Origin of the sequence: Streptomyces sp. MMG1533, from assembly GCF_001279775.1 — a bacterium.
GTDB lineage: Bacteria > Actinomycetota > Actinomycetes > Streptomycetales > Streptomycetaceae > Streptomyces.
In genome coordinates this window covers 146,021-172,506 of the sequence record NZ_LGDG01000122.1, presented here as the reverse complement: position 1 = coordinate 172,506, position 26,486 = coordinate 146,021, and the positions used below count along the sequence as shown (strand labels likewise).

Below are 26,486 nucleotides of genomic sequence, written 5' to 3'. Positions count from 1 at the left end.
GTGTCTCCGGGGTTCGCGAGAGGTGCGGCCGGGATGGTGGGGGACGGCGGGGCTCAGGTGCGGCCGGTCAGGGAACGCCCCAGGTCCAGGCCCGGGTAGCTGCGCACGGGTGCGGACATCAGGAAGCGGTAGCCGTCGTCGAGCACCTGCTTGACGTTGTCGGCGGTGACGTGGGGGTGGCCCACGGCGACGCCGCGCGCCTGGCAGGCGTCGAGGACACGGCGCTTGCTCTCGGCCATGCGGGGATGGTCGTACTGGCGGGGAATCCCCAGCTCCTGGCTCATGTCACCCTCGCCGACAATCACCAGGCCGACGCCCGGGACCTCGTCGAGGATGCGGGGCAGGTTCTCGACGCCGAGCTGGTCCTCGATCATGAGGGCGACGAGGATCTCTCCGTCGGGGTCGAGCGGCCAGGCATCGCTCCTGGCGTAGTACTCCTGGTTCGTCAGCCCCCAGTAGCGGGCCGCGGCGGCCGGGCTGTCGCCGCGCAGGCCGGCGGGGTCGTGGCGGGGTTCGCCGGGCAGTGAGGGATAACGGCACGCGGCCACGGCGTTGCGCGCCTCCGCCACCGTGGAGATGTGCGGCCACACGACACCGAACGCGCCGAGGTCGAGGACCTGTTTTGCGTGCCACTGCGCCTTCTCACCACCGTTGGCGGGGATGCGGACGAGCGGGGTGAGGGCGGGGGCCAGGTCGTCGGAGGTGAAGATCTGACGCCGGTTCAGCAGGTACTGGAGGCTGTCGCGAAGGGCGGTGGCGTCCCACGGCTTGTGTTCCATCTCGAAGACGAGGGCGTCGTAGCCGGTGGTGGAGGACTCGATCGCGGCGGCGGGTTCGGCGGGGGCGAAGGACGCGAAGACGTGCCGGCCGGCCGCGAGACCGGCGATGACCTTGTTGAGCCTATTGGGCCGCTGCGCTGCCACGGGCAGCCTCCTCGCTCTGCACGGGGGACGGTGGGGCGCTTTGCCCGCGGCGGCGCAGCAGCCGGTTCCACCGGACACGAAGCCGCCGCCACAGGCTCAGGCGGACTGACGTACCGTCATTCTTGTTGTCCGTCAGGTCAGTTGGCGGCCCCACACAGCGCTCGACCAGTGCCGCCGAGAACTCCTGGGTCATCCTCGCCACCACGGCACCGGCACCCGACTCGATGAGCGAGGCGAGCTTTCCGGAGAGTCTCACCTCGCCGCTCATGGTCACCCTCGAGCCGCCGGTGGCCGGCTCGTCGGTCACCCGGAACACGGTGGTACCGGTGAATCGGGTGGCACCCTGACCGTCCCGGCCCCGTCCGGTGATACGACCCTCACGCTCGGCCTCGTCCAGCTCCAGGGTGATGCGGGCGCCGAACCTGACCCGGATGCCGCCGAATCTGACGACCAGGGCCGCGTCGAAGGAGCCGTCGTCATGGAACCGGCCCAACTCCGCGCCGCCGATGCAGGACACCACGGCGGAGGGATCCGAGACGACCTCCCAGACACGTTTCGGCGCGCTCGGGACCGCGATCTCTTCCGCGATCGTTATCAACGGTGTGCACCTCGCTTTTCGAACTGCTAGGCGGCGTCAGGCTGTTGGCGGTCAGACGTGAACAGGCTCCAGAGGTCGTTGTAGAGCTCGGCGAACTCGGGGGACTCGATGAGGGAGCCGATGGTGCGGGGACGTCCGAAGGGGACGGGGAGAACACGACGGATGGTGCCCGGCCCCTCGGACATCACGACGACCTCGTCGGCCAGGTAGATCGCCTCGTTGAGGTCGTGGGTGACGAAGACGAGCGTGCCGTTGTGCTCCTCCCACAGATTGAGGAGTTCCTGCTGGAGCTTGAGCCGGGTGATGGCGTCCAGCGGGCCGAAGGGTTCGTCCATCAGCACGATGGAGGGGTCGTAGATCAGCGCCCGCGCGATGGCACAGCGTTTGCGCATGCCGCCTGACAGTTCGCGGGGGTAGTGGTCCTCGAAGCCGGTGAGGCCCACGAGCCGGATCCAGCGGGCGATGCGTTCCTCCCGCTCCGGTCTCGGGACCTTCCGGAACTTCAGTGCCAGCCCGATGTTGGCCCTGACGCTCAGCCAGGGAAGCAGGTTGGTCTGCTGAGTCACGTAGGCCGCTTCGGAGTTGACGCCGGTGACGCGTTCGCCGCCGAAGAAGACCTGGCCGGCTGTCGGGGCGAGGAGGCCGGCGGCCAGGTTGAGAAGGGTGCTCTTTCCACAGCCACTTGGTCCGATCACGGCGACGAACTTGCCGCGGTCGATCTGGAACGACACGTCCTCGATCGCCGGTCGGTGGCTGCCCGGGAACTCCAGGGTGACGTTGTCGAAGCGGAGGGCTTCTGTCTGGTGGGCGCGCTGCTTGGTCGACATCCATCGTCTCCTCGACGGGTCGGCACATAGATTGTCCGACAACAACCGCAGGGAACGTAACGCCGCTGACGGACGCTCGCAAGATGTCCGCAGGAAGAAGATGTGATTCTCAGGAAGGCAAGAGCCGTGCCACGCAGGATTGTTGGACAATGTTTGCGGGTCTGGGACTGTAGGAAATCTCGTCACGCATATTGCTCACAATATTGCCGGGCAGCTACGTTCTCGTAGACACCAGCACGCCCAGACGGCACACGGCTCTCGTGGCACACGTCCCCGGCCCGGGCTGTTGTCCCCGATCGCCGCCGAGGGCGACCTCGCCTTCCGAGCGAGCCCGGCCTCCCCACTCCCTCCCTACCTCCGGGGGTCCCCCCGCCATGCCCTCCTTCGTCACGCGCCGCGCAGCAGCGGCACTCCGCACCCTCGCGGTCCTGGCCGCCGCGTTCGTCCTCACAGCGGGCGGCAGCTCCGCACAAGCCGGCAAGAGATCCGACACCGGGCACGGCCTCGCCCCGCGAGTCGTCCACACCGGCACCGGCCCCACCGGGTACCAGGTCACTTTCCGCTACAAGGACCCCGACGCCACCAGCGTCAAGATCAAAGGTGAGTGGTACTTCGCCAACCCGTACGAGCTCTCCGCCCTGACCGGCGACAAGGACACCACCATCGAGACACCCGGGCTGCTGCCCGCGCAGTGGGAACCGGGCGACATACCCATCGGCTCCCCCAACTCCTCCGCGGCCAACTGGCCGGTCGCCGCCATGACCAAGGACTCCCGCACCGGCGTGTGGTCGTACACGGTCCCGCTGCCGTCCGGTGTCTTCAACTACGGCTTCTACGTGGACTGTTCGAGCTCGACGCAGACCGGCTGCACTCAGGTGTCGGATCCGGGCAACCCGCCGTGGAACACGAGGAACGGCAAGACCACCGGCTCGGTCCAGGCACTCAGCCAGGTCCACGTTCCCTCGGACCCCGACTTCGGGACGGTCGACTATGGCTGGCAGGCTCCCGCCGACGGCGAGCGGGGCAGGCTGGCCGACGTCAGCTATCCGACGTCCAGCCCGATCATTCCCGCGGGCACCAATCGCCTGGCCGTCTACACACCGCCCGGCTACGACGCGCACCGGTCGAAGCCGTATCCGACGGTCTACCTGTTCAGCGGGGGCGACAACGAGACGGACTGGAGCACCCAGGGCGATGTGTCCAACATCCTGGACAACCTGATCAACACCGGGCAGATCCAGCCGATGGTGGTCGTGATGCCCAATTCCCTCGGGGAGACGCAGGACTCCAGCGGTTATCCGGCCTTCGACGCCAACGTCATCGACCACGTCATTCCCTACGTCGAGTCGCATTACCACGTCTCCGCTTCGCCCTCCCAACGGGCCGTGGGCGGACAGGGCTTCGGCGGCTCGATCGCGATGTCGCTGCTGTTCCGGCACACCGACCGGTTCGGCTCCTACGGAATCCTGAGCCCCGGCGTCATCGCCCCCTTCACCGTCCCGGACGCGTCGGACATCACCGACGCCCAGGTGGCGGCGATCAAGAAGGTGGGAGTCCTCGTAGGCGGCGGCTGGCAGGAGCCGAGCGTCACGCCCAGCGGCGTGCACGGAGCGGGCCACTCCTACCACGCCCGGGTCGTGTCCACCCTGGCCGAGAAGGGCGTGGGGCTGACCGCGGACTTCGTCAACGGCGGCCACGAGTGGTTCGTCTGGCGCCAGCTGATCAAGGACTTCCTCACCCGCACCGCTCTGTTCCCGCTCGTGACGGGGTGAACCGGCGCCCCCGATCCGCACCGCCGGCCCCCCACACCACCCCCCATCCGCACACCGATCGGGAGATCCCTATGACCGCGCCAGACAGCCAACACCCCCGTCCCGCCGACCCGTTGCTGCGCCGACGTGACTTCCTCGGCCGAACCGCCGGCATCGCCGCGGGCGCCGTACTCGTCGACGGGGCCGGTGCGCAGCCCTCATCGGCGGCGGAGCCGGTCGAGGACCCCTCGTCGGCGGCGGAGCCGTTCGGGGACCGGCCCGTGCGGACCGAGTCCGGCCTCGTCTCCGGTGTGCCGGCCGCCGCGTCCGGCGTCACCGTCTTCAAGGGGATCCCCTACGCGGCCTCCACCGCCGGCGAGAACCGGTGGCGCCCGCCGCAGCAGGCGCCGTCGTGGAAGGGTGTCCGCAAGGCGGACACGTTCGGGGACGCGCCCCCACAGGCCTCGACCACCCTCACCATGAGCGAGGACTGCCTCAACCTCAACATCTGGACCGGCGCCAGAAGCAGCGGGGAGCGGCGCCCGGTCTACGTCTGGCTCTACGGCGGCGGGTTCTCGGCCGGAAGCGGATCCGACCCGAGCTTCGACGGTTCGGTGCTGGCGGGCAAGGGCGTCGTGGTGGTCACGATCAACTACCGGCTCGGCGCTCTGGGTTTCCTCGCCTCCCCCGAGCTGAACGCGGAGTCCCTGCACGGCGTCTCGGGCAACTACGGCCTGCTCGACCAGATCGCCGCCCTGAAGTGGATCCGCCGGAACATCTCCGCGTTCGGCGGCGATCCGCGGCGCGTCACCCTCGGCGGCCAGTCCGCCGGCGCCGGCTCCACGGACATGCTGTCCATGTCACCCCTGGCCACGGGCCTCTTCCAACGGTCGGTCGCCGAGAGCCAGGTCCGCTACCCGAGCGATCCAGAACTCCGGTATCTGGGTGTGTCGTTGCGGAAGATGGGCACCGCTCTCCAGCAGGGCACGGCCTATGCGGCGCAGAAGGGCGCGACCGCCCTGAAGGACCTGCGGGCCCTGCCGTGGCAGGACTTCACCGACGGCGCCTCACTCAAGGACGAGACCGTCGACACCAAGTCCGTAGCGAAACCACCGCTGTTCAGGCCCGTCGTCGACGGCTGGGTACTGCCGGCCGGATACCTGGCGACCTACGAGGCCCGTGCCCAGAACGACGTCTGGTACCTGGCCGGCAACAACCTCGACGAGAGCGGGGCCGTGCCCGAGACGGCCTTCGACTACTGGCGGGAGGCCGGTTATCCGGACCGCCCCGGCGCCCCGCCCGTCCACGTCACCCTGGACGACTACGTCAGCGCCGCTCGGCAGAAGTTCGACGCGATGGCCGACGAGTTCCTCGCCCTCTACCCGGCGCGTACGGACGACGAGGCGGCTCGCGCCAGCAACGACGCCATCCGCGACAACTCCCGGGTCTCGACGTACCTGTGGGGCCAGGAGTGGCTGAAGGGTGCCGACCGGCCGGTGTACACGTACTTCTGGACGCACCGCCCGCCAGGCCCCGACCACGACATCCGGGGCGCCTACCACGGCTCCGAGATCGTCTACTTCTTCGGCAACCTCTCCCCGGACACCCAGGGATGGACGGAGCAGGACCGCGCGATCGCCGACACCATGTCCTCCTACCTGGCGAACTACATCACCACCGGCAGCCCGAACGGTCCGGGTCTGCCCAGGTGGCCCGCCTACCGCCCCGACTCGCCGACGGTGATGGAGGTCGGCGAACACTACGGACCGATGCGAGTGGCGTCAGCGGAGAAGGTCGACTTCTGGAAGCGGTACTTCGCGACCCAGGAGGCCTGGTAGGCGCGGGCGCCGTGCATCGGCGTCCGCGGTCCCGCGACACGTGCAGACGTGGCGACGGCCGCAATGTCGCACCCACCGCATCCGCCCCACCCCGCCCCTGCCCTGCCCTGCAGGGCAAACGCCCGCTGATGAGCTCACGGCCCACCCGGGGCCGTACAGATGCTGTCGGTGCCACCCCCGGGGAGCGACCTGCGGAGTCCTGCCGCCGGAGAGCTGAGGCCGGCCGAGCGTCCGGGAGGCCGCCCACCTCTACACATAAAGGAGAAATAAGAGCAGAATGAACGTACGCGGCGCTTACCGCATACCGCACCGGACGCGGTCAGGCCTGTGAGTCAAAGGAGACGAGTCATGGCCAACGTCTCGCACACCAGAGGGGACATCACCACCCACCCTGATGCTTCAGAAATGCGGGAACGCTACGCCCGCATGCTCGGCGGTCGCGATGTGGCGCTCGTGGACGGACCGGTGTTCCTGCTCGGTCTGTACTGTGCCGTATCCCCGTGGATACTCCATTACACGACGAGCCAGCCCAACCTCGTGACCCACAACCTGATCGTGGGCATAGCGATCGGCCTGCTGGCCCTCGGGTTCACCCAGACTCCGGAGCGCATGTACGGCCTGAGCTGGGCCATGTGCGCGCTGGGCGTATGGATGATCGTCTCGCCGTGGATCGTCGGCGAGAGCCCGGACGCCGGGGTCATCTGGAACAACATCGTCATCGGTGCTGTCGCTGTGATGCTGGGGTTGATATGCATCGGTACGGCGGCGAGGAGCGCCCCGAGGACGTAGGCACCCGCAAGGAGGAACAGACGGACAGGCCGGCCCGCGCCCGCGCGGACCGGCCCTCTCTCGCCTGGTCAGGAGGCGGGTACCTGCCACGGCTCCTGAGGCAGCGGGCTGCCGGTCTCCAGCAGGGACTTGAGGTTGGACAGCACGGCCGGCCAGCCGGTGGCGACGTCCGCGCGCTCGCCCTCGTCGTCGAGGTCCTCGTGGGTCACGGTGAGGCGCACGATGTCGGCGTGCGGCCGGATGTCGAAGGTGACCCGGGAGTGCCGGTCCGGCTGGTCCTCCTGGTCGGGCGACGCCCAGGTGGTGACGAGGCGGGTCGGGCGCTCGCTCTCCACGACGGTGCCGACGACGTCGGCGATGCCGGAGCCGTCCGTGCGCACATGCTCCCAGCGTGAGCCGGTCCGCCAGTCCGAGACATTGCGGTGTCCCCAGTAGGCGGCGGTCAGGTCGGCGTCGGTGAGGGCCTCCCAGACCTTCTCGGGTGTGCTCCTGATGTACGTGACGTACACGAATGCGGGTTTGTCGGCCATGGCTTCCTCGGCTCGTCGCTTCACGGCGCCGAGCGCGCTGAGGCGCGGGCGCTCGAACTTGTCGATCCACCGCTCCTGGATCTCGTGGAGCGGGACGGGGTTGAGGTAGTGCAGCTTCTCCCGCCCCCGCCGCACCGTGCTGACCAGGTTGGCGGCCTCCAGGACGGCGAGGTGCTGGGTCACCGACTGACGCGCCATGTCGATGCGCTCGCACAGCTCGCCCAGGGTCTGACCGTTGTTCTCGTGCAGCCGGTCCAGCAGCCGTCTGCGCGTCTCGTCGGCCAGTGCCTTGAAGACCTTGTCCATCCCCGAGTCGTCTCCTGATTGCACACTCAACGTTATGCAGGCAATTGCCTGCCTGTCAATGCCGGACCATGACCATCCTCGGCGGCCCTCCCGAACCGAGACGTCAGTGCAGCAAGGCCCCCAGCTCACGACGATGCTCCGCGACCCACCCCCGGGCGCCCCGCACCTCGTCGACGGCTCCGGCGTCGCGCAGCGCGGCCATGGCGGGTTCGCCGCGGTCCGCAGCGGCGTCGATGCCCCGCCAACAGCGGTCCTGCCACCACAGGACCGTGTCGACGAGGCCGCCGCGCTCGTCGAGGCCGTAGGCGTCGCACACGAGACGGATCCGGCGCGCCGCCTCCGGCACGTCGGCCACCTCGGGGCCCAGGCCCAGGTACTGCCAGCACAGGTGGGCGACGTCGTGGACGCGCTCACCGGGAGCGGCGAGATCCCAGTCGACGAAGGCCAGCGGGCACCAGTCGTCGCCGGCCACGGTGTACACGGTGTTCTTCGGGGCGAGGTCGTTGTGACAGACGACGTCCAGGTCACCGGCCAACGGCGTGCCGTGTGTCAGGTCGTGGAAAGCGCGGACGAGCCGGGCTACGCGGACCAGGTTCTCGTCGGTGCGGGCGGCGGCCCGTTCCTCCCGGGTCACGGCCGCCCGCCCCTCGATGTAGCCGAACGTCTCGCGGCCCTGCTCGTCCGTTCCCAGGAAGCGCGGCGCCCCCGGCCACCCTCGCCGCGCGAACAGCGCGAGCAGGTCCCGCACGTAGCCCGACCGTGCCGTCGGCGTTCGCCGCACCGTCGCGCCGATCCGCACGACCTCGTTGACGGCACCGCCTTCGAGGGACATCTCCTCCACCTTGAACGCCTCCATGTCACGGCTCGACCCCGAAAAGGAGTATCCGGGCGTCGGGGCCGACTGGCACGCTGCCCGCATGGATCAGGCGGAGGCACTGCTCATCGGCGGACGCGCTGGAGCCGGCAAGACGACGGTGGGGTGGGAGGTGTCGGCGCGGCTGCGGGCGGCCGAGGTCGCGCACGCCGTGATCGACGGCGACTTCATGGGGCAGGTGCATCCGGCACCGGAGGGCGATCCGCACCGGGCCGCCATCGTCGAACGGAACCTGACCGCGGTCTGGGGGAACTACGCCGACCTGGGCTGCCGGCGCCTCGTCTACACGAACACCGTGAGCGTGCTCGAGGAGACGGCGGGCATGTTCCGGCGGGCGATGGGGGACGACGTACGGATCGTACGAGTGCTGCTCACCGCGACCGACGAAACCACGCAGCAGCGGCTGACGGGGCGGGAGTTGGGATCCGAGTTGGAGCACGAGCTCCGGAACAGTGCCCGCAAGGCGCGGCTGCTGGACGAGCGTGCGCCCGCCGGCACCCTGCGGGTGGTGACCGACGGGCGCACGGTGCCCGACATCGCGGCCGAGGTGCTCGCCGCGGCGGGATGGACGGCGCCGCGGATCAACTCACGTTGAGCGCCGCGTCGTCGACCACGAACGACGTCTGGAGCTTGGATCCCTCCGTGCCGGTGAGTTTGACCGTGACGGTCTGGCCGGCGTAGCCGCTGAGGCTGAGACTGCGCTGGGTGTAGCCGGAGGCGGCGTTGAGGTTCGAGTACGTCGCCAGGGTGCCGAGGACCGTGCCGGAACTGTTCAGTACCTGCACCTTCAGGGTGTCGTAGGCCGTGCTGGTGGTGGTCTCAGCGGTGTCGATGTGCAGGTAGAAGCTCAGGGTCGCGGCGCAGCCGGACGGGATGGCCACCGACTGCGCGAGGGTGTCGGTGGCGGCGGCGCCGGTGCCGCCGAGCCAGGCGTAGTACGACCCCGAACGGGCGGACCGGCTGCTGGAGTTGGTGATGACACCGCTGGTGGCCGTCCAGGTCGTGGCGCCGGACTCGAAGCCGGGGTTGCCGAGGAGCTGGGCGTCGGTGCAGGTGGTTCCGCCGTCGTCACCGCCTCCTTCGCCGCTCGCGCCGGAGAGCCATTCGGTGGCGTTCAGGGCGAGGGGCGCGTTGGTGGCGCCGGTGTCGTTCCAGCCGTCGTAGAGGGTGTTGCCGGACTGGCCGGTGCCGTCGTCGACGGGCGAGCTGTCACCCCAGAAGGCGACCCGGCCGCTTCCGAAGGTGCTGGTGGCGAAGAAGGCGCCGGTGTTGCCGGAGTAACCGCTGCGGTAGAGCAGGCCCTTGACGTCGGCGTTGTCGGCGGGCTTGAGGGTGGCCGTGGTACCGCTGGCGATCAGGCTCTTGGTGACGGTGCCGAAGGAGCCGTGCAGCACCGGGTCGCCGCTGTCGCTGATGGCGGCCGGGTAGCCGGAGCTGACGCTGAGCGAGTCGATCGAGAAGCCGAACGGGTCGGTCGAGTCGACGCTGTTGTTGGTCATCAGGTCGTTGAGGATCTCGACCGCGTCCTCGCCGTCGTTGTTGCGGTCGGCGCCGGTGTGGTCGGAGATCATGAACAGGCCGCCGCCGTTCTTGACGAACGTCATGATGGCGGTCTTCTCGGCCGTGGTGAACAGCGTGTTCGGCTCGGGCAGGACCAGTGTGTCGAAGTTCGACAGGTCGGTTGCCGCCGAGCCGCCGTAGGCGAGGCTGGAGCCCGACGGCAGGGTCTTCAGGCTGTAGTCGCCTGTCTTCTGCAGGTCGACGCCCCAGGAGGAGAGCGCACCGGTCCAGTCAGTCTCGGCGGACGGCGTGGAGTCCTGGCCCAGCGGGTCGGGCTGGCTGGTGGAGATGATCCAGTCGGCGTTGCCGGCCGTCTCCGCGTGGGCGTTGTCGAACAGGACGCGGTGCGGGGTGGCCGCGTGGGCGGGCGTCGCGGCGGCCGTGGCCTGGAGGGCGACGCCCGTGGTGAGCAGCCCGAGGGCCGCGAGAGCGGTGCCGAGTCTGTGGCGGGGCCTCATGAGTCCGAGCATCCGGCGTACCTCCGTGAGGGGTTGGGGATGGAGCGGTGCGGGGCCGGACCTACGCGCGTAGATACAGGGCACGTCTGCGCGCGTAGAACATCGACTGCACGGCACTCCGCGCAACCGACGGCTTGAACCGTACATGGCAACCCGGGGGGCTGAACAGGCGCCATCGGGCCACCCGGCCAGACGTTGACCCGGCTTTGGCCATTGGTTGAAGAGGGAGCGGACTGTCCGCGGTCACAAGGGGCACACGCAGTGGTGCGGGGGTCTTCACGAAAAGGGGCGGAGATGGAGATCGACGGCATCATCAGTGCCATCGTGATCGGCATCGTCATCGGTGTCCTGGGTCGGCTCGTGATCCCGGGGCGCCAGCGCATCGGGATCCTGTGGACGATCCTTGTCGGCATCGTTGCCGCGCTGATCGGTTCCGCGGTCGCAGGCGCGTTCGACGTGGCCGACACCAAGGGCGTGGACTGGGTCGAGTGGCTCATCCAGATCGGCCTCGCCGCGCTCGGCGTGGCCGCGCTGGACCGGTCGAAGGCACGCCGCTGAGGCGTGCGACCGGCGGGTGCGGAAGGTGACATACGCCTAGGACGAGGCGTCGGACATGGAGCGAGGCGCAGCACGCATGGTGATGCGCCACAGGTGAGACGAGGCGGCGCGCGTGAGGCAGGCCGCCGCATGTGAGGTGAGGCGCGCCCTGCATGCACGGGGCGCGCCTCACCTGCGGGACGGGGTTGCGGGGCGGGGCCGAGCGGTGCTCGGCGTGTGCCGGACGGGGTTGCGGGGGCCCGGACGGTGCTCGGCGCGTGCCCGGCCGCCGACGGTCGTGAATTCCGTTGCGGACGGCATCCCACGACGGCTAGCTTCGGCCGCTCGCGCCCGAATCGACCGTGACGGAGTTCCGTTGACCCTGCGCATCACGCCGCTCGCCGATCCCGAGGCCGGCGCCTCCAGCCGTCGCCTGGCCTGGCTGGCCTCCGGGGCCGACGGGGTTCCACTCGGGTCGGCGTTCCTGCGGCTGTTCACGAAGGAGGGCCAGGAACACCTCGCCGAGTTGGACATCGCCGTGCACGGTGCGGAGCGGCGGCGGGGTGTGGGCACACTGCTGCTGGAGGCCGCCGTGGCGGCGGCGCGCGCCGAAGGGCGACGGTCGGTTCTCGCGCAGGCCGAGCAGGACTCCCCCGCCGATCTGTTTCTGGCGGCGCGGGGCTTTCGCCGGGTACTGGGGCTGACGTACGCCCGGCTGCCGCTGGCGGACATCGACCTCGCAGCGATCGAGCGGCTCGCACGACGCCCGTGCCCGGGCTACCGGTTGACGGAGTGGGACGGCACCGTGCCGACCGAGTCGGCTCGGTCGTACGCCGACTCGCGACGGGCCATGGACGACATGCCGATGGAGGGCACCGACTACGGCACGGTCGTCTGGGACGTGGAGCGGGTGGTCGCGGTGGCCGAGGCGGTCGCGAAGCGCGGGGAACTGCTGCACACCGTGGCCGCCGTGGACGTGTCCGACGGCTCGGTGGTCGGGTTCTCCGAACTCGTCGTCCCCGGGGACGGCCGGGGCGACGGCCGGCACTACGGCACGGCGGTCCTCCCCGAACACCGCGGTCACGGCCTCGCCCACTGGATGAAGGCAACCTCGATCCTCCGGGCCCGCGAGCGGCACCCCGAACTCGCCGGGCTGTGCACCGACACGGCGGACGGCAACGCGCCGATGCGCGCGGTGAACGACGCGCTGGGTTACGTACCGACGCATCGGGCGGTCGAGTACCAACTCGATCTGGGGACCGCTCACTGAGCCGTGCCGCTCATCGCCGCAAGGCCGTCCCGGGTGGACGGATACACCGGCGTCCACCCCAGTTCCCGCTCCGCCTTCGCCGTGGAGACCCGCAGTGTCGCCGACATCATCGTGTGCGCGTACGACATCGGCTTCATCAGCCACAGCGGTACGGTCATCGGCTTCGGCACTCCGAACTGTTCGGCCACGCACAGCACATGGGCCCGGAAGCCGAGCGGTGTGCGGTCCGCGACGTTGTACGCCTCGCCGGGCCGGCCGCGTTCGACGGCCGCCACCACCGCACGCGCCGCGTCGGTGAGTTCCACCCACGGCAGGACCCGGCCGTGGTCGTCGGGCAGGGGCAGCTGGCGCTTGCGGAGCAGGGGCAGCAGGGCATCGGTGCCGCCGGGGCCGTAGAACAGGCCGAAGCGGAGCGCGATGCCTTCCAACCCCGGGGTTCCAAAGGTGAGTTGTTCCTTGGTGCGCATGCCCGCGAGGTGACCTTCCAATTCCGGGGAGGTGCCGTGCGGCCCGAAGGGGGCGTCCTCGGTGACCGGCTGGTCGCCGTGGTCGCCGTAGCCGTATCCGAAGACCATCGACTCGGTCACGAAGCGGCGGGCGCCGACGGCCTGTGCGGCCTCGACGAGGTGGGCGGTGCCCTCGGTGCGCAGGGCGTTGGTGGCATGCATGTCGCGGTGGCGCATGGGGGCCTTGCGCAGGGCGGTCGCGGCGTGGATCACCGTGTCGAAGCGATGTCCGTCGACGGCGCGCAGCAGCCCGTCGCGGTCCATGAGGTCGGCGCGGATGCCGGCTGCCGGTCCCCTGCCGAGCCCGGTGACCTTGTGACCGGCCTCGGTGAGGGCGCGGGCGATGTGCCGGCCGAGGACGCCGGTCGCGCCCGCGAAAAGGATGCTCTGGTTCCGGTGGTTCGTGTCGTTGGTCGCCATATCCATGCGACGGATCGGGCCGCCGGAGATGTGACATCCCGGCGGCATCGACCCCCGCGTCACTGCTGCGCGAGCCACTCGCCGTACCAGGCCACGGTGGCGTCGACCGTCTCGGTGAGTGGTGTCGGCGTGGCGCCGAAGGCCTGCTCGAAGGCGGAGGAGTCCACGATCTGGGGCTCGGTGTGCTGGTAGAACATCTCCGCGTACTCGGCCATGAACTGTTCGTCGAACGGCCCGAAGGGGCGGGGTTCCGCCACGACCACGACGTCGAGAGGCCGGCCGACCCGCTTCTCGATCATGGCGTGGATGTCGCGGGTGCTGACGGCGGGCGCGGTGGGCAGGTGCCAGACGCGGCCGTCGCCCTCCGGGTGCTCGCCCAGGGTGGCGAGCCCGGCGGCCACGTCCTGGATGTTCGTGTAGCTGTGCGGCAGGTCGATGTCGCCGATCCCGAGGACCGTGCCGCCGGTGAGCGCCCCGGGGAACGCGGCCGCGCCGAGCGTCGAGTTGAGCACGCCCGGCCCGACGAAGTCGGCGGAGCGGCCCACGGACACCCTGACCCTGCCCTCCCGGTGCGCGGCGAGATACCTCTCGTCGAGTTCGGCGCGCATCCGGCCCTTGCGGGTCGTCGCCTTCCACGGGGTGTCCTCGGTCATCACCGCTCCCCCGGTCTCGCCGTAGGGGTAGAGGGTGTCGAGCACGATCAGGCGGGCTCCGGACGTCTCCACGGCGCCGAGGACGGCGTCCTGGATGCGGGGCATCGCCTCCACCTGGAGGTGATAGGCGACGTTGACGCAGTGGTACACGACGGCGGCTCCGGCCACGGCCTCTCGCGCCCCCTCGGCCGTACCGACGTCGGCGGCGTGCCGCGCGACGCCCTCGATCGCCGGCCCCTCGCCCTTCCGGTCGACCAGGCGTACGGAGTGGCCCCGGTGCACGAGTTCGCGGGCCAGCGCGGTACCGGCGGGTCCCGAGCCGAGGACGGTGTGCAGGGAACGAGCGGCGTTGGCGTGGGCAGTCATGGTGATCCCTTCCCCAAAGGAGCGAGCTCTTATCACTTCTGTTAGAGACTGTAACTCTTACGACTGTCTCTAGCAAGGGTGGTTGACTCGGACTGACGTTAAGGTGTGTCACAAGGATCGAGAGAGGAGCCCCCCATGGCCGGGAGCGTGCAGAGTCCGAGGGCCCGTTACCGCGAACAGACGCGCACGGAGATCAAGGAGATCGCGCTGCGACAGCTGGCCGAGGGGGGCACGGCGGCCGTGGCCCTGAGCCGGATCGCCAAGGAGGTCGGCCTGTCGGGGCCGGCCCTGTACCGCTACTTCGACAGCCGGGACGCACTGCTCACGGACCTGATCCGCGACGCGTACGCCGACCTGGCGACGACCGTTGCGGGGGTCGGCACGGGGCTGCCGCCGGACACCGCGCCGCGCGCCCGGCTGCGGACGCTGGCGGCGGCCTGCCGGGGATGGGCGGCAGCTCAGCCGCACCGCTATCTGCTGATCCAGGGCACGCCCGTACCGGGTTACACGGCGCCCCCGGACACACTGGACAGCGCGCGGGCGGTGCTCTCGCCCTTCCTGCCGGCATTCGAGGGGGCCGAGCCGTCGGCGGCGGTGGCGCCGGTCGTGGCGCAGATGAAGGCCTGGGCGGACGACGATCCGGCGGTGGCGGCCTGGGCGCACGGGCATGTGGCGGCCGGGGCCGAGGGCCCCGCGCTGGCCGGAGCGGTGCTCGCCTGGGCGCACATGCACGGGGCCGTCAGCCTGGAGGTGTCCGGCCAGTTCGAGGGCATGGGCCATGACGGGGGCACGCTGCTCACGGCCCAGATCGACGCGCTGGCGGACGCGTTCGGCCTCGACTGAGCCGCGCCGGCGGCGCGAGGGACGTTCGGGAAGACGGGAAGAGCGGGGCCTACGGCACGTACACGTACGGCGTCGTCGTGCTCAGCGAATGGAAGCCGAGGCGTTCCAGGATGGGCCTGCTCTGGCTGGTGGCGTCGACCTGGAGGTAGCGGTAGCCGCGGTCGACGGCGGCGCGGGCCCGCTGGGCGACCAGGGCGCGGTAGATTCCGCGGCCACGCCAGTCCTCGACGGTGCCGCCGCCCCAGAGACCGGCGAAGCGGGTGCCGGGCACCAGTTCCATACGGGCGGCACTGACCGGTGTGTCACCGGCGAGCGCCACGACGGCCACGACGGTGTCAGGATCGTCCGTCAGCCGGGCGAGCAGTTGGTGGCGCAGTCGGGAACCGTCGGTGCCGAAGGCCTTCTCGTGGACCTCCGCCACGAGGTCGACGCCCGCCCGGTCGGTGGCCGGAAGGAAGCGGATGCCTTCGGGCGGCTCGGCGTCCAGGGTCAGATCGGCGACCTCGGCGATCATCAGCGTCTCCTCGGGCTCGGGCGTGAACCCGGCGGCCGCGAGCCGCGGTCCGAGGTCCATGGGCAGGTCGTGCCCGTAGAGCTTCCACTCGAAGTCGAGACCGAGGCCGGAGTAGTGGGCGACCTGCTCGGCGATCGCCGCGTCGGCGCTCGCCTCGTCCAGGTCCGACCAGACGACGCCGTTCCAGCCGTGCGCGTCGGATACCTGACGGACCACCCGCCCCGCCCGCTCGATCCGTGCACCGGGACCGTCCGGCTGAGCGCCCTCGCGCATGTCCCGGTCGTAAAGGGCGAGTACCGCGGCATGATCCATGCGTTCACTCCAGCACCCGGACCCGGCCAGGGCAACAGCTTTACGAGTCCACCTCATTCGGCTGCACCGCCGTGAGATACGCGCTCAGCCGGTCGCGGTTGCGGGCCAGACAGTCGATGCGCGCCTGAATGCGGGCGATCTCGCCGCGCAGCAGCGCGGCTGTCTGCGGGGTCAGGCACTGCGGCGGCAGGTGGATCTCGTCGGGGCCGGACAGATAGGGCAGGATCGCCCGGATCATCTCCGTGGTCAGCCCGGAGTCGAGCAGTCCGCGGATCTGCCGGACGTCCCGGACGTCCGTCTCCCCGTAGTCGCGGTAGCCGTTGACCGCCCGGCCGGGGTGGAGCAGGTCCTGTTCCTCGTAGTAGCGCAGCAGTCGGGTGGGGACGCCGGTACGACGGGACAGTTCTCCGATCCTCATTGGCTTCCTCCGGGAAGTCGGCACCGCGCTGGTCGACGCCTCGGGGCCCGCCCACGGCGACGTGGCCACCTCCTTGCAGACCACCGTGTACAACGCGGGCATCGCGGCGGGTTCGCTGACCGGCGGTGTCGTCCTGGAGAACCTGGGCGCCGGGGCGCTCCCCTGGACCGCGCTCCCGCCCGTCGCCCTCGCTCTGGCGACCGTGACGCTCGGTCGCCGGCACGCCATTCCGGTCGTGCGCCGGCGACCGTAGGCTGCGGAACGGAGATCGCATCACGAGGAGGGCACTGCGCCATGGTCGTGAAGGACGCGGAGCTGCCGTACCTGCGCCGCTGTGTGGAGCTGGCGGCCCAGGCGTTGGAGGCCGGGGACGAGCCGTTCGGTTCGGTGCTGGTCGGCGCGGACGGCACGGTGCTCGCCGAGGACCACAACCGGGTGGCCTCCGGCGACCGCACCCGCCACCCCGAGTTCGAACTGGCGCGCTGGTCGGCGGACCGGCTGACGCCCGAGGAGCGGGCGGCCGCGACCGTGTACACCTCCGGCGAGCACTGCCCGATGTGCGCGGCCGCGCACGCCTGGGTGGGCCTCGGACGGATCGTGTACGTCGCCTCGTCGGAGCAACTGGCTTCCTGGCTCACCGAGTTGGGGGTACCCGCCCCGCCGGTGCGGACCCTGCCGGTCAACGAGGTGGCGCCCGGCGTGCCGGTGGACGGTCCGGTGCCCGAACTGGCCGAGGACGTACGCGCGTTGCACCACCGTTTCCATCGCGGCGAGCACTGACCGCGACCCGCTCCGTCAGCGCAGATCACCGACCGCGGCACCGTCCGTCACCGGCACGACCCGGCCCCGGTCCGCCCGAGATGCAGGCGCCACCCTGCGGCGCCTACCATCGAGCAAGACCCAGGCCAGGTGGACCGCCCGGTCTCCTCCGGCCGGGGGGAGGCGCTTGCCGTGCTGCCGGCACATCGGCTGATGGCCGCTCATCTCGCGCTGATCACGACGGCCACCACCGTGTACATGACGGTTCCCGCGGCCCGCACCTCCCTGTGGGCCGTCATCGGCCTCACCGGTGTCGCCGCCGTACTGACCGGCACCCACCTGCACCGCCCCGCGCACCGCCGGCCCTGGTGGCTCCTCGCAGCCGGACTGCTCACCTTCATCGCGGGAGACACGTACTACAACGTGATGGAGGAGTACTTCAACGCCTCCAATCCGTTCCCCTCCCCCGCGGACGCGTGCTACCTCGCCACCTATCCGCTGTTCGCCGCCGGGCTGTACGGACTCATCCGCCACCGCCGGACGGGCTACGACCTGCCCAGCCTCCTCGACGCGCTGATCTTCACCGCGGGCCTCGCGCTGCCGGTGTGGGTGCACCTCGTGCAGCCGCTCACGGAGGTCGAGGGGCTGACCTGGCAGCAGCGGGCCATCAGCATCGCCTACCCCCTCGGTGACGTGCTTGTCCTGGCCCTGCTGGCACGGCTTCTGACCCCGCGCCCCCTGCGCGGGCACAACCGGTCCGTGCAGTTGCTGATCGTGGGCACGGTGACGTTGCTCGGCTTCGACATCGCCTACGGCATCCTGCAGCTCAACGCGGCATGGCAGACGGGCACGCTGCTGGACGCCGGGTGGATCGTCTTCTACACGGCCTGGGGGCTGGCCGCACTGCATCCCTCGATGGTGGAGCTGACGGCCGCCGCACCGCAGCCGGAGCCGCTGCTGCCGCCGCCGCGCCGACTGGTGCTGCTCGCCCTGGCGACGCTCATCGCGCCGGGGATCCTGTTGCACGAGGGCCTCACGCGCGGGGTGCACGACGCCGCCGTGATCGCCGTGTTCTCGGGCGTGCTGTTCCTGCTGGTCATCCTGCGCCTGGCGGGGATGGTCGTGGCGCACCGCAAGGTGGTGGCGCGGGAGCAGGAACTGCGCTCGCCGGCAGCCTCGCTGGTTTCGGTCACCCGGCAACAGGACGTGCCACGGTCGTGCGAGACGGCCGTCGACAGACTCCTGGGGTCCACGGCCCGGCACCGGACCCTGCTGCTGCCCGCCGAACGGACGGTGGACCTGGCCCCGGGCCGCACCCGGTTCATCCCCGCCGACGGCCTCGGCCCCGGCCTCGCCGCCGAGCTGGACGGCCTGACGGCCGTCCTGGTGTGCCCGATGACCCCGCCCGACCGTCCGCCGGCCGCCGAGGTCCCGGGCGTGCTGCTGGTCGCCGGTCCGCGCGGCCCCCTCACCGAGTCATGGGGCTCCCTGGAGATCCTCGCCTCGCACGCGAGGCTGGCAATGGAACGCGTCGTGCTGCGCCAGGAGGTCGTACGCCGGGAGAGCGAGGCGTACTTCCGCACTCTCGTGCGCAACGCCTCGGACGTCATCCTCATCCTGGAGGACGACGACACGATCCGGTACGCGAGCCCGTCCGCGGCGTCCGTGTTCGGCACCGCAGAGCTGACGGGCGCCTCGCTGCCGGAGCTGCTGGAACCACGTGACCGGCAGCGGGCGAGCCGCGAGCTGACCTCCGTACGGGACAACAGGCCGCGCACGACCCTCGACCACTGGTGGGTGGGGCACCGGGGCGGCCGGGTCGAGGTGGAGGTGCGGTGCAGCGACTTCCGGGACGATCGCACCGTGGCCGGGCTGGTCGTCACGTTGCGCGACGTCACCGAGCAGCGCCGGCTGGAGCACGAGCTGACCGAGCGGGCCTTCCACGACTCACTGACCGGGCTGCCCAACCGGACGCTGCTGCTGGAGCGGATCGAGCGCGCCCTGCTGCGCGGCCGCCGCGAGTCGTCTCTGACCTGTCTGCTCTTCGTCGACCTGGACGACTTCAAGCTGGTCAACGACACGCTGGGGCACTCGACGGGCGACCATCTACTGGCTTCCGTCGGGCGGCGCCTGTCCGGGGCGCTGCGGCGCACCGACACAGCGGCCCGGCTGGGCGGCGACGAGTTCGCCGTCCTGATGGAGGACGCCCGGGAGCCGCTCGACGCGGAACTGCTCGCGGCGCAGGTGATCCAGACGCTGACCAGGCCGTTCGTCCTCAGCGGGGAGTCGGTGACGGTGTCCGCGAGCGTGGGTGTGGCCACCGTGCGCGACAGCTCGGACGCCGAGGAGCTGCTCGGCCACGCCGACCTGGCGCTGTACGCGGCGAAGACGGCCGGCAAGCGGCAGTGGCGGCGGTTCCAACCGATGCTGCGGGAGCGAATGGTCGAGCGGCACGACCTGCAGAGCCGGCTCGCCCAGGCCGTCGCCGGGCAGGAGTTCTCCCTGCGCTACCAGCCCGTCATGGACATCACCGCGGGCGAGGTGGCCGGCTTCGAGGCGTTGGTGCGCTGGCCTCGCGCCCCGCGCCCGCCGGTGCCGCCGGAGGAGTTCATCACCCTGGCCGAGGAGACCGGGCACATCGGGCCACTGGGGTCGTGGGTCCTGGAGAACGCGGTCCACGACATCGCGGGGCTGCAACGGCTGCCGGCGCCTGGCGGGCCGCCATACGTCAGCGTGAACGTGTCCGCCCGTCAGTTCCGCGACGCCGGGTTCGTGGACCAGGTCGGCGAGGCGCTGCGGACGCCGGGGCTGGCTCCGGGGTCACTGCAGCTGGACGGCGTCAACAGCATGAGCGGGAACCTCCCCGACCTGCCCGCGCTGACCGCGGTGTGCCGTGACCGGGGCGCCACGCTGTACATCGACGACGCGCACGGCTTCGGCGTGATCGGGGAGCGCGGGCCGGACCAGCCCTGTCCGTACGGCTCGCGCGGCAACGGCGTGGTGCGGCACACCGGTGAGTCATACGAGGGGATCGTGCTGGCCGGCGGTTTCTCCAAGGCGTACTCGTCGCTGCTCGCGTTCCTCGCGCTGCCCACCGAGCTGAAGAACCGCCTCAAGACGGTCGCCGCGCCCTACCTGTACTCGGGGCCCTCCCCCACGGCGTCCCTGGCCACCGCACTGGCGGGGCTGGAAGTCAACGACCGCCGCGGCGACGCGCTGCGCGCGGACCTGTACCGCAAGACGGTCCGGGTACTGGACCATCTCGACGACCTGGACGTGTACACCCTCAGCAGGTACCGGCTGCCCATCGTGGAGATCCCGCTGGCGGCACGGTTCCCGCTGCGGTCGAAGGAGCGAAAGGGTCATGCCAAGGACTGAGAGGACCACGCCGATGACGGAGAGAGTCACGCCGAAGGCCGACAAGGCCACCCCGACCCACAACGACGAAGTGGACTGGGACAGTTGGCCGGTGGCGGACTATCTCGCCGAGAACTACCGCGAGGTCCACCCCTCGGACGCGGCCGTCATCGGCCACCATTCCGCGTTCTACCGGCGGCTCGCACCGGGCGCGATCGGCCGCTCGGTCGAGTTCGGCGCCGGCCCGAACCTCTACCCGCTGATCCTCGCGGCCGCGGCGAGCCGCCGTATCGACGCCGTCGAGGCAGGGGCCGGCAACGTCGCCTATCTGGAGCGGCAGATCATGTGCGGGCCGGAGGCCAGCTGGCTGCCTTTCCACGCGCTGTGCCGGGAGCTGAATCCGGACCTGCCCGCCACGCTGGCCGGGTCGCTGGCCCACGTCGACGTCGTCCACGGCGATGTCCGGGACCTCCCGCCGGGCGGGTACGACCTCGCGTCCATGCACTTCGTCGCGGAAGGGGCGACCGAGGACCGCGCGGAGTTCGCCGACTTCTGCCGAACCTTCGTGCGCTGTGTGGCGCCGGGCGGGCATTTGGTGGCCGCCTTCATGGAGAACATGCCGACCTATCGCGTCGGGCCCGCATCGCGCTGGCCGGGCTGCCCGGTGAATCCGAAGATCGTCACGGAGGTGTTCGCGCCGCTGACCCGAGAGCTGACGGTCACGCGCACCGACGCCGACCCGACCCTGCCCGATTACGGGGACTCGGGGATGGTGCTGCTCACGGCAGTGTCGGCGGTGTCGGCGGTGTGAACGCTGTGCTGCGCACGCAGTCCGGTCGGCCGGGCCGCCAAGCGCCTCAGGCCCCACCGGGCATGACCGGTGGGGCCTTCCGTCCTCCGTCGCGGGTGCGGTCAGCGCATCACGCGCGGGCGGCAGCGCCGGTACACGACCGCTCCGCCCAGGATCAGCGCAGCGCTCCCCCCGAGGGCGGGCAGGATCTGGTCCGTTCCCGTGTCGGCGAGTTCGGCGGTGAAGTGCGGCTGCGGAACGGACGGAGCCGCCTCCAGCCCCGGGTCCACCTCGGGTGGCGGGGGCAGCTTCGGCGTCCGCTGCTCGGGGAGGACCGGACTCTCGGGGAGGTCCGGAGTCTCGGGGAGGTCGCCGGGGGTGTTCGACTCGTTGCCGACCGCCGTGTTGTCCACGCCCACGACGCTCACACTGTTGCCGATGACGTTCACCGGAAGGTGTACCGGGAGCTGCGCACCGTTGCCGGAGAGCACGCCCGGTGAATCCTTTACGGCGCCGTTCGCGATCGCCCTGCCGGGCGTCTCGGCCGCGTCTGCGCCGCCGACCGCACGGACGTCCGCACGGACGTCCTCGTTGGCGCAGCTGATGCCCGCCGCCGGGTTGAGCAGCCCCACCACATTCACGGTGTTCCCGCACACGTCCACCGGGACGTGTACCGGGGGCTGGACGGTGTTGCCGGAGATCACTCCGGGCAAGCCTGCGGCGGCGACGTCCGCGACGCCGGCGTACGCGGGGATCGTCACTGCCATCGCGCCGGACGCGGCGGCGACGGCGATCACACCGTTTCGGGTAACCCGTCTCATAGGTTCCCTGCCTTCCAGACATGGTCACGGGCACTCGCCCGCACCGGATAGAACGCGGGCGAACCGTCCGAGTTATGGCTTTTCGGCATTTCACTCCATCGAGGGTCACAGTTGTCGAACTGTAGGCAAAACCGTCGTATGCGCATCGATGGGCACAGGGCAGGGCGCCCTCGGCGGCCCCGCTCGTCCGGAGGCGGGCCCCGAGAGCTGCGCTTATCGTGATCGAGGGCGCTCGGACCGGGCGCCGGTCCCGGTCCGCGGCAGGCGTCCCTGGAGGCATCCATGCCGGCCAAGCTGTCGACTCGGCCCACGCTCCGTCGCTGCTCGATCACCGCAGGCGTCGGCCTGGCCCTGCTCGGCGCGGGGCTGGGGGCGGTGGGCCCGGACGGTTCCGAGGCCGACCTGTCGCGGTTCTACCGCCAGAAGGTCACGTGGTCGAAGTGCGACGGCGTGGATACGCCGAAGGACCTCCAGTGCGGGAAGGTCACCGTCCCCCTCGACTACGCCAGGCCGCGGGCCGGCACCCTCGATCTGGCTCTCGCCCGCTACCGGGCGACGGGGAAGTCGCGCGGCTCGGTGCTGCTGAACTTCGGCGGCCCCGGTGGCGCGGGCGTCAGTGAACTCGCCGCCGGCGGCAAGGACTTCATGAGTCTGACCAACGGCTACGACGTGGTGTCCTTCGATCCCCGCGGCGTCGGCCGGTCCTCACCGGTCACCTGCGGCGACGGTTCCGACGAGGCCGCGGCGGCGACGGAGGCGGACGTCGACGACGATCCGCAGACCGTCCTCAAGCAGTTGCGGAAGGCGGCCGACGCATGCACCAAGCATTCCGGTCCCGTCCTGCCGCACATCGGCACGGTGAACGCCTCGCGCGACCTCGATGTGATGCGCCAGGCCGTCGGCGACAAGAAGCTCAACTACCTGGGCTTCTCCTACGGGAGCCGACTCGGCGCGGTGTACGCGGCCCAGTTCCCCAAGAAGGTCGGCCGGATGGTTCTCGACGGCGTGGACACGCTCACCGAGCCGCTGACCGAGCAGGGCATGGCTGGCGCCAGGGGCCAGCAGACGGCTCTCGAGGACTTCGTCGACTGGTGCGTGAAGGACATCGCCTGTCCGTTCGGTACGGACGCGCGCACGGCCCGGGAGGAGGTCGTACGCCTCGTCGACTCGCTCGACCAGGATCCGGTGCCGACCGACTTCGGCGAGGACTTCACCGGGCAGGACCTGGTCGGCGCCATCAGCCAGGCCCTCTACAGCAAGGAGCTGTGGCCGTCCTTGGAGCGGGCGCTCGCCGCACTGGTCGAGGACGGCGACACGGGGCCGCTGCTCTGGTTCTCCGGCGGTGGATCGGGCTTCCGTGCCGGTGGAGCCGTCGCTCTCCGCGCCGACGACGGTACGGGCGGCGGCCTGGTCGATCAGGAGGACGTACCGCTCGACAATCTTCCGGCGGCACTGATGGCGATCAACTGCGCGGACGATCCCGACCGCCCCAGTGCGCGCCGGATCGCCAAGGACCTCGGCCGGCTGCGCGCCGAGTACGAGCAGGCGTCACCGGTGTTCGGCCGCTACCGGCTCACGGAGGTGCTCACGTGCTACGGCCGTCCCAAGGGCACCGACTTCATCCGCGACGAGGTGCGTGACGTCCGCACCCCGAAGATGCTCCTCGTCGGCACCCGGGGCGACCCGGCGACCCCGTACCGCTGGACCGTGGAGACGGCCGAGCGCCTGGGCGACTCGGCCGTGGTGCTCGACAACAAGGGCGAGGGCCACACCGGTTACGCGTCCTCCAAGTGCGTACACCGCAAGGTCGACGCATTCCTGCTGTACGGCTCCCTGCCGCCCGACGGCAGTTCCTGCGGGCCGGAGGACGACGGCCGCTGAGGCACCTCCCGGTGGGGCCTGCGGAGCACAGTCTGGGCATGCCGGCGACGATCACGTGCTCGGCGGCACCCTGGTCGAACCGTGCCTTGGCGACCTGGGTGATGGCCTGGCGTGAGATGCGTTGACTCATGCCCATCAAGACGACACCGCCCCCGACCGGCATGATGTCGCCGCCCTCGAACGTCGCCTGCCGCCAGTCGAGTTCGGGGCAGCGGCGGCACCAGGTACTCGCGCCCCCGGTCGACTCACGGGCCGGCGCGAGGTACTGGCTGATCCAGCCCCGGGCCAGGGCCGCGATCCCGACGACCACCCCGGCGACCGAGACGGCGAGGATGACGAGTTCGCGCGGCGAGAAGAGCCGTCGGCCGCCGAGGTATTGACCGGAGCCGGCTTGGCGTATGCGTACACCCGGCGTCGAGATCAGGCCGGCGCACCGCGAGCGTCGAGTCCGTCCTCGACGGCGGCGCGTGGACGACGAAGGCGGGCATCAGCGTGCCGGTACCGGCGACGGCCCAGGCGATCAGCGCACCGGCCACGCCCGTCTCCTGCACGAACCTGCTCGGCAGGGAGAAGACACCCGCGCCGACCATCGAGCCGACGACCATGGTGGTGAGCGTCGACAGCGTCAGCTTCGCGGTGGGAGGTGCCTCGGTCTGCGTGTCGGCCTGCGCACGGGCGTCCTGCGACGGTGGGGCATCGGTGTCGTGCGTCGGTGATGCCGAGAACGTCATCCGGCGACTCGAGCGACGCCGGCAGCGAGTTGCCGGGATTGCCCGACTTGGTTGCCCCTAATGCCCGATCGGCGATTCAGCCCTATCGTGCTGTTTATGGAGCACGCACTCAGTCAAACGACCCTCACCGAGCTGCGGCGCCCGCGCCCCTATCCGGCGGTGTCCGTGCTGACGCCGACGCATCGCCGGGAGCCCGAGAACGCCCAGGATCCGGTCCGGCTGCGCAATGTCGTGGCCGAGGCCAAGAAGCAGCTGGAGGCCGATCCCGCGGTCCCCCGGGATCGGCGCCTCGACGTCTCCCGGCAGCTCGACCAGGCCCTCACCGAGGTCGACCTGGCGCACGCCGAGGACGGCCTGGTCATCTTCGCCGCTCCGGGTGAGCACCAGGTGTGGTCGCTGGCCCGCCCTGTGCCCGAACGCGTGGTGCTGTCGGACACCTTCCTCACCCGCAACCTGGTCTCCGCACAGGCCGCCGAGCAGCCCTTCTGGGTGCTCTCGGTCTCCGCTGACCAGGTCACCCTGTGGAGCGGCGGTACGGACCGTGTCACCGAGGACCGCACCGGCGACTTCCCGCTGACACGGAGCCGCGAGAACTTCGACGCCGAACGCCAGGAACAGATCGGCGATCTACCGAGCACCTTCCGGGACGAGGGAACGCGCCAGTTCCTGCGCGAGGTGGACACCGCGATGGGCGCGGTACTGCGCGAACAGGCGAGGCCGCTGTACGTCACCGGCGAGACGGCCGCGCTGTCCCTGCTGGACGAGGTCGGCAGCGTCACCAAGAACGCCGTCCACGTACCGCACGGCGGGCTTGCGCACGGGACCCCCGACGCCGTGTGGCAGGCGGTCCGGCCGCTGATCGCCGCCGAGGCGCGCAAGAGCACCGACTCCGTGACTCGGGAGCTCGAATCGGCCCGCGGCCACCGGGCATTCGCCGCCGGGGTCGACGAGCTGTGGCAGAACGCCCGCCAGGGCCGCGTACGGCTGCTGGCCGTCGAGGAGAACTACCGGGTGACGGTCCGCGACGACGGCGGCAACCACCTGATCCCGGCGGCCGGCGGCGACCTCGACGCCCGCGAGGACATCGTGGACGAGATCGTCGAACAGTGCCTGGAGACCGGCGCCGAGGTGCGCTTCGTCCCGGACGGCACGCTGGGCGACGCGGACGGGATCGCGGGAGTACTGCGGTACTGAGGCCCGCCGAGGCACGTCAGACGCTGCCGAACAGCGAGGTCAGCCCCTGCTCGACGGCGGCGCCGACGTCCTCCGACCCGGCGCCCACCACCGCGTACGTCCGCAGCAGGAAGCGGCGCAGGGCTGCCGTGTCGAACTGGAGCAGGGCCATTCCGTACGGCGAGTGGAGCTCCACGACCGTACGGTCCGAGCCGCACGGCCACAGATGTACGTCACCACTCCCGGCCGGGCCGGCCAGCCCCTCCTCCAGCAGACCCCGGGCGAAGGTCCAGGTGGCCCCCTCACCGTCCAGGGCGACCTCGGGCGGAAAGTCGACGTGCACCGCCAGCGGATCCACGGAGAGATAGCGGAGCGTGGCGGGAACGGGCAGTTCCTGGTTCTCCGCGGTGATCAGTCGGGCGCGGGCGGGCTGTGCAAGCGTGATGTCCATGCCATTACGAGCTCGCAAGGGCCGTTCGCATTACGCCGACCCACGTATGGATTTTGTGACCTGCGTCACGCCCACCCGATCCCGCACAGTCGATCCGAACCCCGCCTCCCCCCCTGGCACGGCCCGATCCACATATGCCACACTGCCTAGAACACAGTGCCGTCGAACACACAAATGAACACTCCGTCGACCATCCCGACGGTCCGTCAAGTCACGTACCTCTTCTACGA

General features: G+C 70.6%; 25 protein-coding genes and 2 pseudogenes. 13 read left to right on the top strand and 14 right to left on the bottom strand.

Annotated elements, in window-relative coordinates:
- Positions 1 to 53: 53 nt before the first annotated feature.
- Genes ADK57_RS14085 through ADK57_RS14075 form a run of 3 tightly spaced genes read right to left on the bottom strand, consistent with a single transcriptional unit; the run spans position 54 to position 2,348 of the window.
- Complete coding sequence (locus ADK57_RS14085) at positions 54 to 923, bottom strand: HpcH/HpaI aldolase family protein (protein WP_053749766.1); 870 nt, start codon at positions 921 to 923, stop codon at positions 54 to 56.
- On the bottom strand, positions 901 to 1,521 hold the full coding sequence (locus ADK57_RS14080; RefSeq protein ID WP_063785948.1) for an SRPBCC domain-containing protein: 621 nt from the start codon (positions 1,519 to 1,521) through the stop codon (positions 901 to 903). Before ADK57_RS14080 ends, ADK57_RS14085 begins: the two co-directional genes overlap by 23 nt.
- 26 nt (positions 1,522 to 1,547) lie before the next feature.
- Positions 1,548 to 2,348 (bottom strand): ABC transporter ATP-binding protein, encoded by an 801-nt coding sequence (locus ADK57_RS14075; RefSeq protein WP_053749765.1) that lies wholly within the window; start codon positions 2,346 to 2,348, stop codon positions 1,548 to 1,550.
- Between the two features lie 374 nt (positions 2,349 to 2,722).
- Here ADK57_RS14075 and ADK57_RS14070 point away from each other — a divergent pair, with 374 nt between their 5' ends.
- The 3 genes from ADK57_RS14070 to ADK57_RS14060 all read left to right on the top strand — a co-directional run bounded on the left by ADK57_RS14070 (position 2,723) and on the right by ADK57_RS14060 (position 6,726).
- Entirely contained in the window at positions 2,723 to 4,120 is a 1,398-nt protein-coding gene (locus tag ADK57_RS14070; protein WP_053749764.1) for an alpha/beta hydrolase-fold protein, read from the top strand.
- A gap of 71 nt (positions 4,121 to 4,191) precedes the next feature.
- Complete coding sequence (locus ADK57_RS14065) at positions 4,192 to 5,937, top strand: carboxylesterase/lipase family protein (protein ID WP_053749763.1); 1,746 nt, start codon at positions 4,192 to 4,194, stop codon at positions 5,935 to 5,937.
- Between the two features lie 348 nt (positions 5,938 to 6,285).
- Positions 6,286 to 6,726, top strand: coding sequence for an SPW repeat protein (locus tag ADK57_RS14060; protein WP_053749762.1), 441 nt, complete (start codon positions 6,286 to 6,288; stop codon positions 6,724 to 6,726).
- A gap of 68 nt (positions 6,727 to 6,794) precedes the next feature.
- Here ADK57_RS14060 and ADK57_RS14055 read toward each other — a convergent pair whose 3' ends face one another.
- Both ADK57_RS14055 and ADK57_RS14050 read right to left on the bottom strand, forming a co-directional pair.
- Entirely contained in the window at positions 6,795 to 7,562 is a 768-nt protein-coding gene (locus ADK57_RS14055; RefSeq protein ID WP_053749761.1) for an ArsR/SmtB family transcription factor, read from the bottom strand.
- A gap of 103 nt (positions 7,563 to 7,665) precedes the next feature.
- Positions 7,666 to 8,418 carry a phosphotransferase gene (locus ADK57_RS14050; RefSeq protein ID WP_199830573.1) on the bottom strand — a complete coding sequence of 251 codons (753 nt, stop codon included), beginning with the start codon at positions 8,416 to 8,418 and terminating at the stop codon, positions 7,666 to 7,668.
- A gap of 61 nt (positions 8,419 to 8,479) precedes the next feature.
- Between ADK57_RS14050 and ADK57_RS14045 the strand changes: the two genes are divergently transcribed.
- Positions 8,480 to 9,031 carry a hypothetical protein gene (locus ADK57_RS14045; RefSeq protein ID WP_053749913.1) on the top strand — a complete coding sequence of 184 codons (552 nt, stop codon included), beginning with the start codon at positions 8,480 to 8,482 and terminating at the stop codon, positions 9,029 to 9,031.
- Here ADK57_RS14045 and ADK57_RS14040 read toward each other — a convergent pair.
- The gene (locus ADK57_RS14040; protein ID WP_053749760.1) at positions 9,018 to 10,466 is read right to left on the bottom strand and encodes a hypothetical protein; all 1,449 of its coding nucleotides are present in this window, start codon (positions 10,464 to 10,466) and stop codon (positions 9,018 to 9,020) included. The two genes, ADK57_RS14045 and ADK57_RS14040, sit on opposite strands and share 14 nt — an antisense overlap.
- A gap of 282 nt (positions 10,467 to 10,748) precedes the next feature.
- On the opposite strand from ADK57_RS14040, the gene ADK57_RS14035 reads away from it, so the two are divergent.
- Together ADK57_RS14035 and ADK57_RS14030 are read left to right on the top strand one after the other, a co-directional pair.
- Positions 10,749 to 11,012, top strand: coding sequence for a GlsB/YeaQ/YmgE family stress response membrane protein (locus tag ADK57_RS14035; RefSeq protein ID WP_053749759.1), 264 nt, complete (start codon positions 10,749 to 10,751; stop codon positions 11,010 to 11,012).
- Between the two features lie 355 nt (positions 11,013 to 11,367).
- Positions 11,368 to 12,261 carry a GNAT family N-acetyltransferase gene (locus ADK57_RS14030; RefSeq protein ID WP_053749758.1) on the top strand — a complete coding sequence of 298 codons (894 nt, stop codon included), beginning with the start codon at positions 11,368 to 11,370 and terminating at the stop codon, positions 12,259 to 12,261.
- Here the strand turns inward: ADK57_RS14030 and ADK57_RS14025 are convergent.
- Together ADK57_RS14025 and ADK57_RS14020 are read right to left on the bottom strand one after the other, a co-directional pair.
- A complete protein-coding gene (locus tag ADK57_RS14025; RefSeq protein WP_053749757.1) occupies positions 12,255 to 13,193 on the bottom strand; it encodes an NAD-dependent epimerase/dehydratase family protein in 939 nt (312 codons plus the stop codon). The two genes, ADK57_RS14030 and ADK57_RS14025, sit on opposite strands and share 7 nt — an antisense overlap.
- A gap of 53 nt (positions 13,194 to 13,246) precedes the next feature.
- The gene (locus ADK57_RS14020; RefSeq protein ID WP_053749756.1) at positions 13,247 to 14,206 is read right to left on the bottom strand and encodes an NAD-dependent epimerase/dehydratase family protein; all 960 of its coding nucleotides are present in this window, start codon (positions 14,204 to 14,206) and stop codon (positions 13,247 to 13,249) included.
- A gap of 135 nt (positions 14,207 to 14,341) precedes the next feature.
- On the opposite strand from ADK57_RS14020, the gene ADK57_RS14015 reads away from it, so the two are divergent.
- Entirely contained in the window at positions 14,342 to 15,049 is a 708-nt protein-coding gene (locus ADK57_RS14015) for a TetR/AcrR family transcriptional regulator (RefSeq protein ID WP_053749755.1), read from the top strand.
- A gap of 49 nt (positions 15,050 to 15,098) precedes the next feature.
- Here the strand turns inward: ADK57_RS14015 and ADK57_RS14010 are convergent, their stop codons facing one another.
- Positions 15,099 to 15,875: a GNAT family N-acetyltransferase gene (locus ADK57_RS14010; RefSeq protein WP_053749754.1), complete on the bottom strand. Its 777-nt coding sequence runs from the start codon at positions 15,873 to 15,875 to the stop codon at positions 15,099 to 15,101.
- Between the two features lie 40 nt (positions 15,876 to 15,915).
- On the bottom strand, positions 15,916 to 16,293 hold the full coding sequence (locus ADK57_RS14005) for a MerR family transcriptional regulator (RefSeq protein WP_053749753.1): 378 nt from the start codon (positions 16,291 to 16,293) through the stop codon (positions 15,916 to 15,918).
- 61 nt (positions 16,294 to 16,354) lie between these two features.
- Between ADK57_RS14005 and ADK57_RS14000 the strand changes: the two genes are divergently transcribed.
- The 4 genes from ADK57_RS14000 (at position 16,355) to ADK57_RS13985 (ending at position 21,220) form a co-directional block, all read left to right on the top strand.
- Positions 16,355 to 16,546 carry a hypothetical protein gene (locus ADK57_RS14000; protein ID WP_234390170.1) on the top strand — a complete coding sequence of 64 codons (192 nt, stop codon included), beginning with the start codon at positions 16,355 to 16,357 and terminating at the stop codon, positions 16,544 to 16,546.
- 41 nt (positions 16,547 to 16,587) lie between these two features.
- Positions 16,588 to 17,073: a nucleoside deaminase gene (locus tag ADK57_RS13995; RefSeq protein ID WP_053749751.1), complete on the top strand. Its 486-nt coding sequence runs from the start codon at positions 16,588 to 16,590 to the stop codon at positions 17,071 to 17,073.
- A gap of 192 nt (positions 17,074 to 17,265) precedes the next feature.
- A complete protein-coding gene (locus ADK57_RS13990; protein ID WP_078973113.1) occupies positions 17,266 to 20,430 on the top strand; it encodes an aminotransferase class I/II-fold pyridoxal phosphate-dependent enzyme in 3,165 nt (1,054 codons plus the stop codon).
- Positions 20,431 to 20,443: 13 nt separating this feature from the next.
- Positions 20,444 to 21,220, top strand: coding sequence for a methyltransferase (locus ADK57_RS13985; RefSeq protein WP_053749749.1), 777 nt, complete (start codon positions 20,444 to 20,446; stop codon positions 21,218 to 21,220).
- Positions 21,221 to 21,321: 101 nt separating this feature from the next.
- Here ADK57_RS13985 and ADK57_RS52225 read toward each other — a convergent pair whose 3' ends face one another.
- Positions 21,322 to 21,996 carry a chaplin family protein gene (locus tag ADK57_RS52225; RefSeq protein WP_324612190.1) on the bottom strand — a complete coding sequence of 225 codons (675 nt, stop codon included), beginning with the start codon at positions 21,994 to 21,996 and terminating at the stop codon, positions 21,322 to 21,324.
- Between the two features lie 306 nt (positions 21,997 to 22,302).
- Between ADK57_RS52225 and ADK57_RS13975 the strand changes: the two genes are divergently transcribed.
- Positions 22,303 to 23,901 (top strand): alpha/beta hydrolase, encoded by a 1,599-nt coding sequence (locus tag ADK57_RS13975; protein WP_053749747.1) that lies wholly within the window; start codon positions 22,303 to 22,305, stop codon positions 23,899 to 23,901.
- A 19-nt stretch (positions 23,902 to 23,920) separates the two neighbouring features.
- Here ADK57_RS13975 and ADK57_RS47310 read toward each other — a convergent pair.
- Together ADK57_RS47310 and ADK57_RS51120 are read right to left on the bottom strand one after the other, a co-directional pair.
- A pseudogene (locus ADK57_RS47310) lies at positions 23,921 to 24,211 on the bottom strand (arginine deiminase family protein); the annotation flags it as partial.
- Positions 24,212 to 24,268: 57 nt separating this feature from the next.
- Positions 24,269 to 24,632: pseudogene (locus ADK57_RS51120) on the bottom strand (hypothetical protein); the annotation flags it as partial.
- A 96-nt stretch (positions 24,633 to 24,728) separates the two neighbouring features.
- Between ADK57_RS51120 and ADK57_RS13965 the strand changes: the two are divergent.
- Positions 24,729 to 25,826 carry a hypothetical protein gene (locus tag ADK57_RS13965; RefSeq protein ID WP_053749745.1) on the top strand — a complete coding sequence of 366 codons (1,098 nt, stop codon included), beginning with the start codon at positions 24,729 to 24,731 and terminating at the stop codon, positions 25,824 to 25,826.
- Between the two features lie 16 nt (positions 25,827 to 25,842).
- Here ADK57_RS13965 and ADK57_RS13960 read toward each other — a convergent pair whose 3' ends face one another.
- Positions 25,843 to 26,256: an SsgA family sporulation/cell division regulator gene (locus ADK57_RS13960; RefSeq protein WP_053749744.1), complete on the bottom strand. Its 414-nt coding sequence runs from the start codon at positions 26,254 to 26,256 to the stop codon at positions 25,843 to 25,845.
- Positions 26,257 to 26,486: the final 230 nt, after the last annotated feature.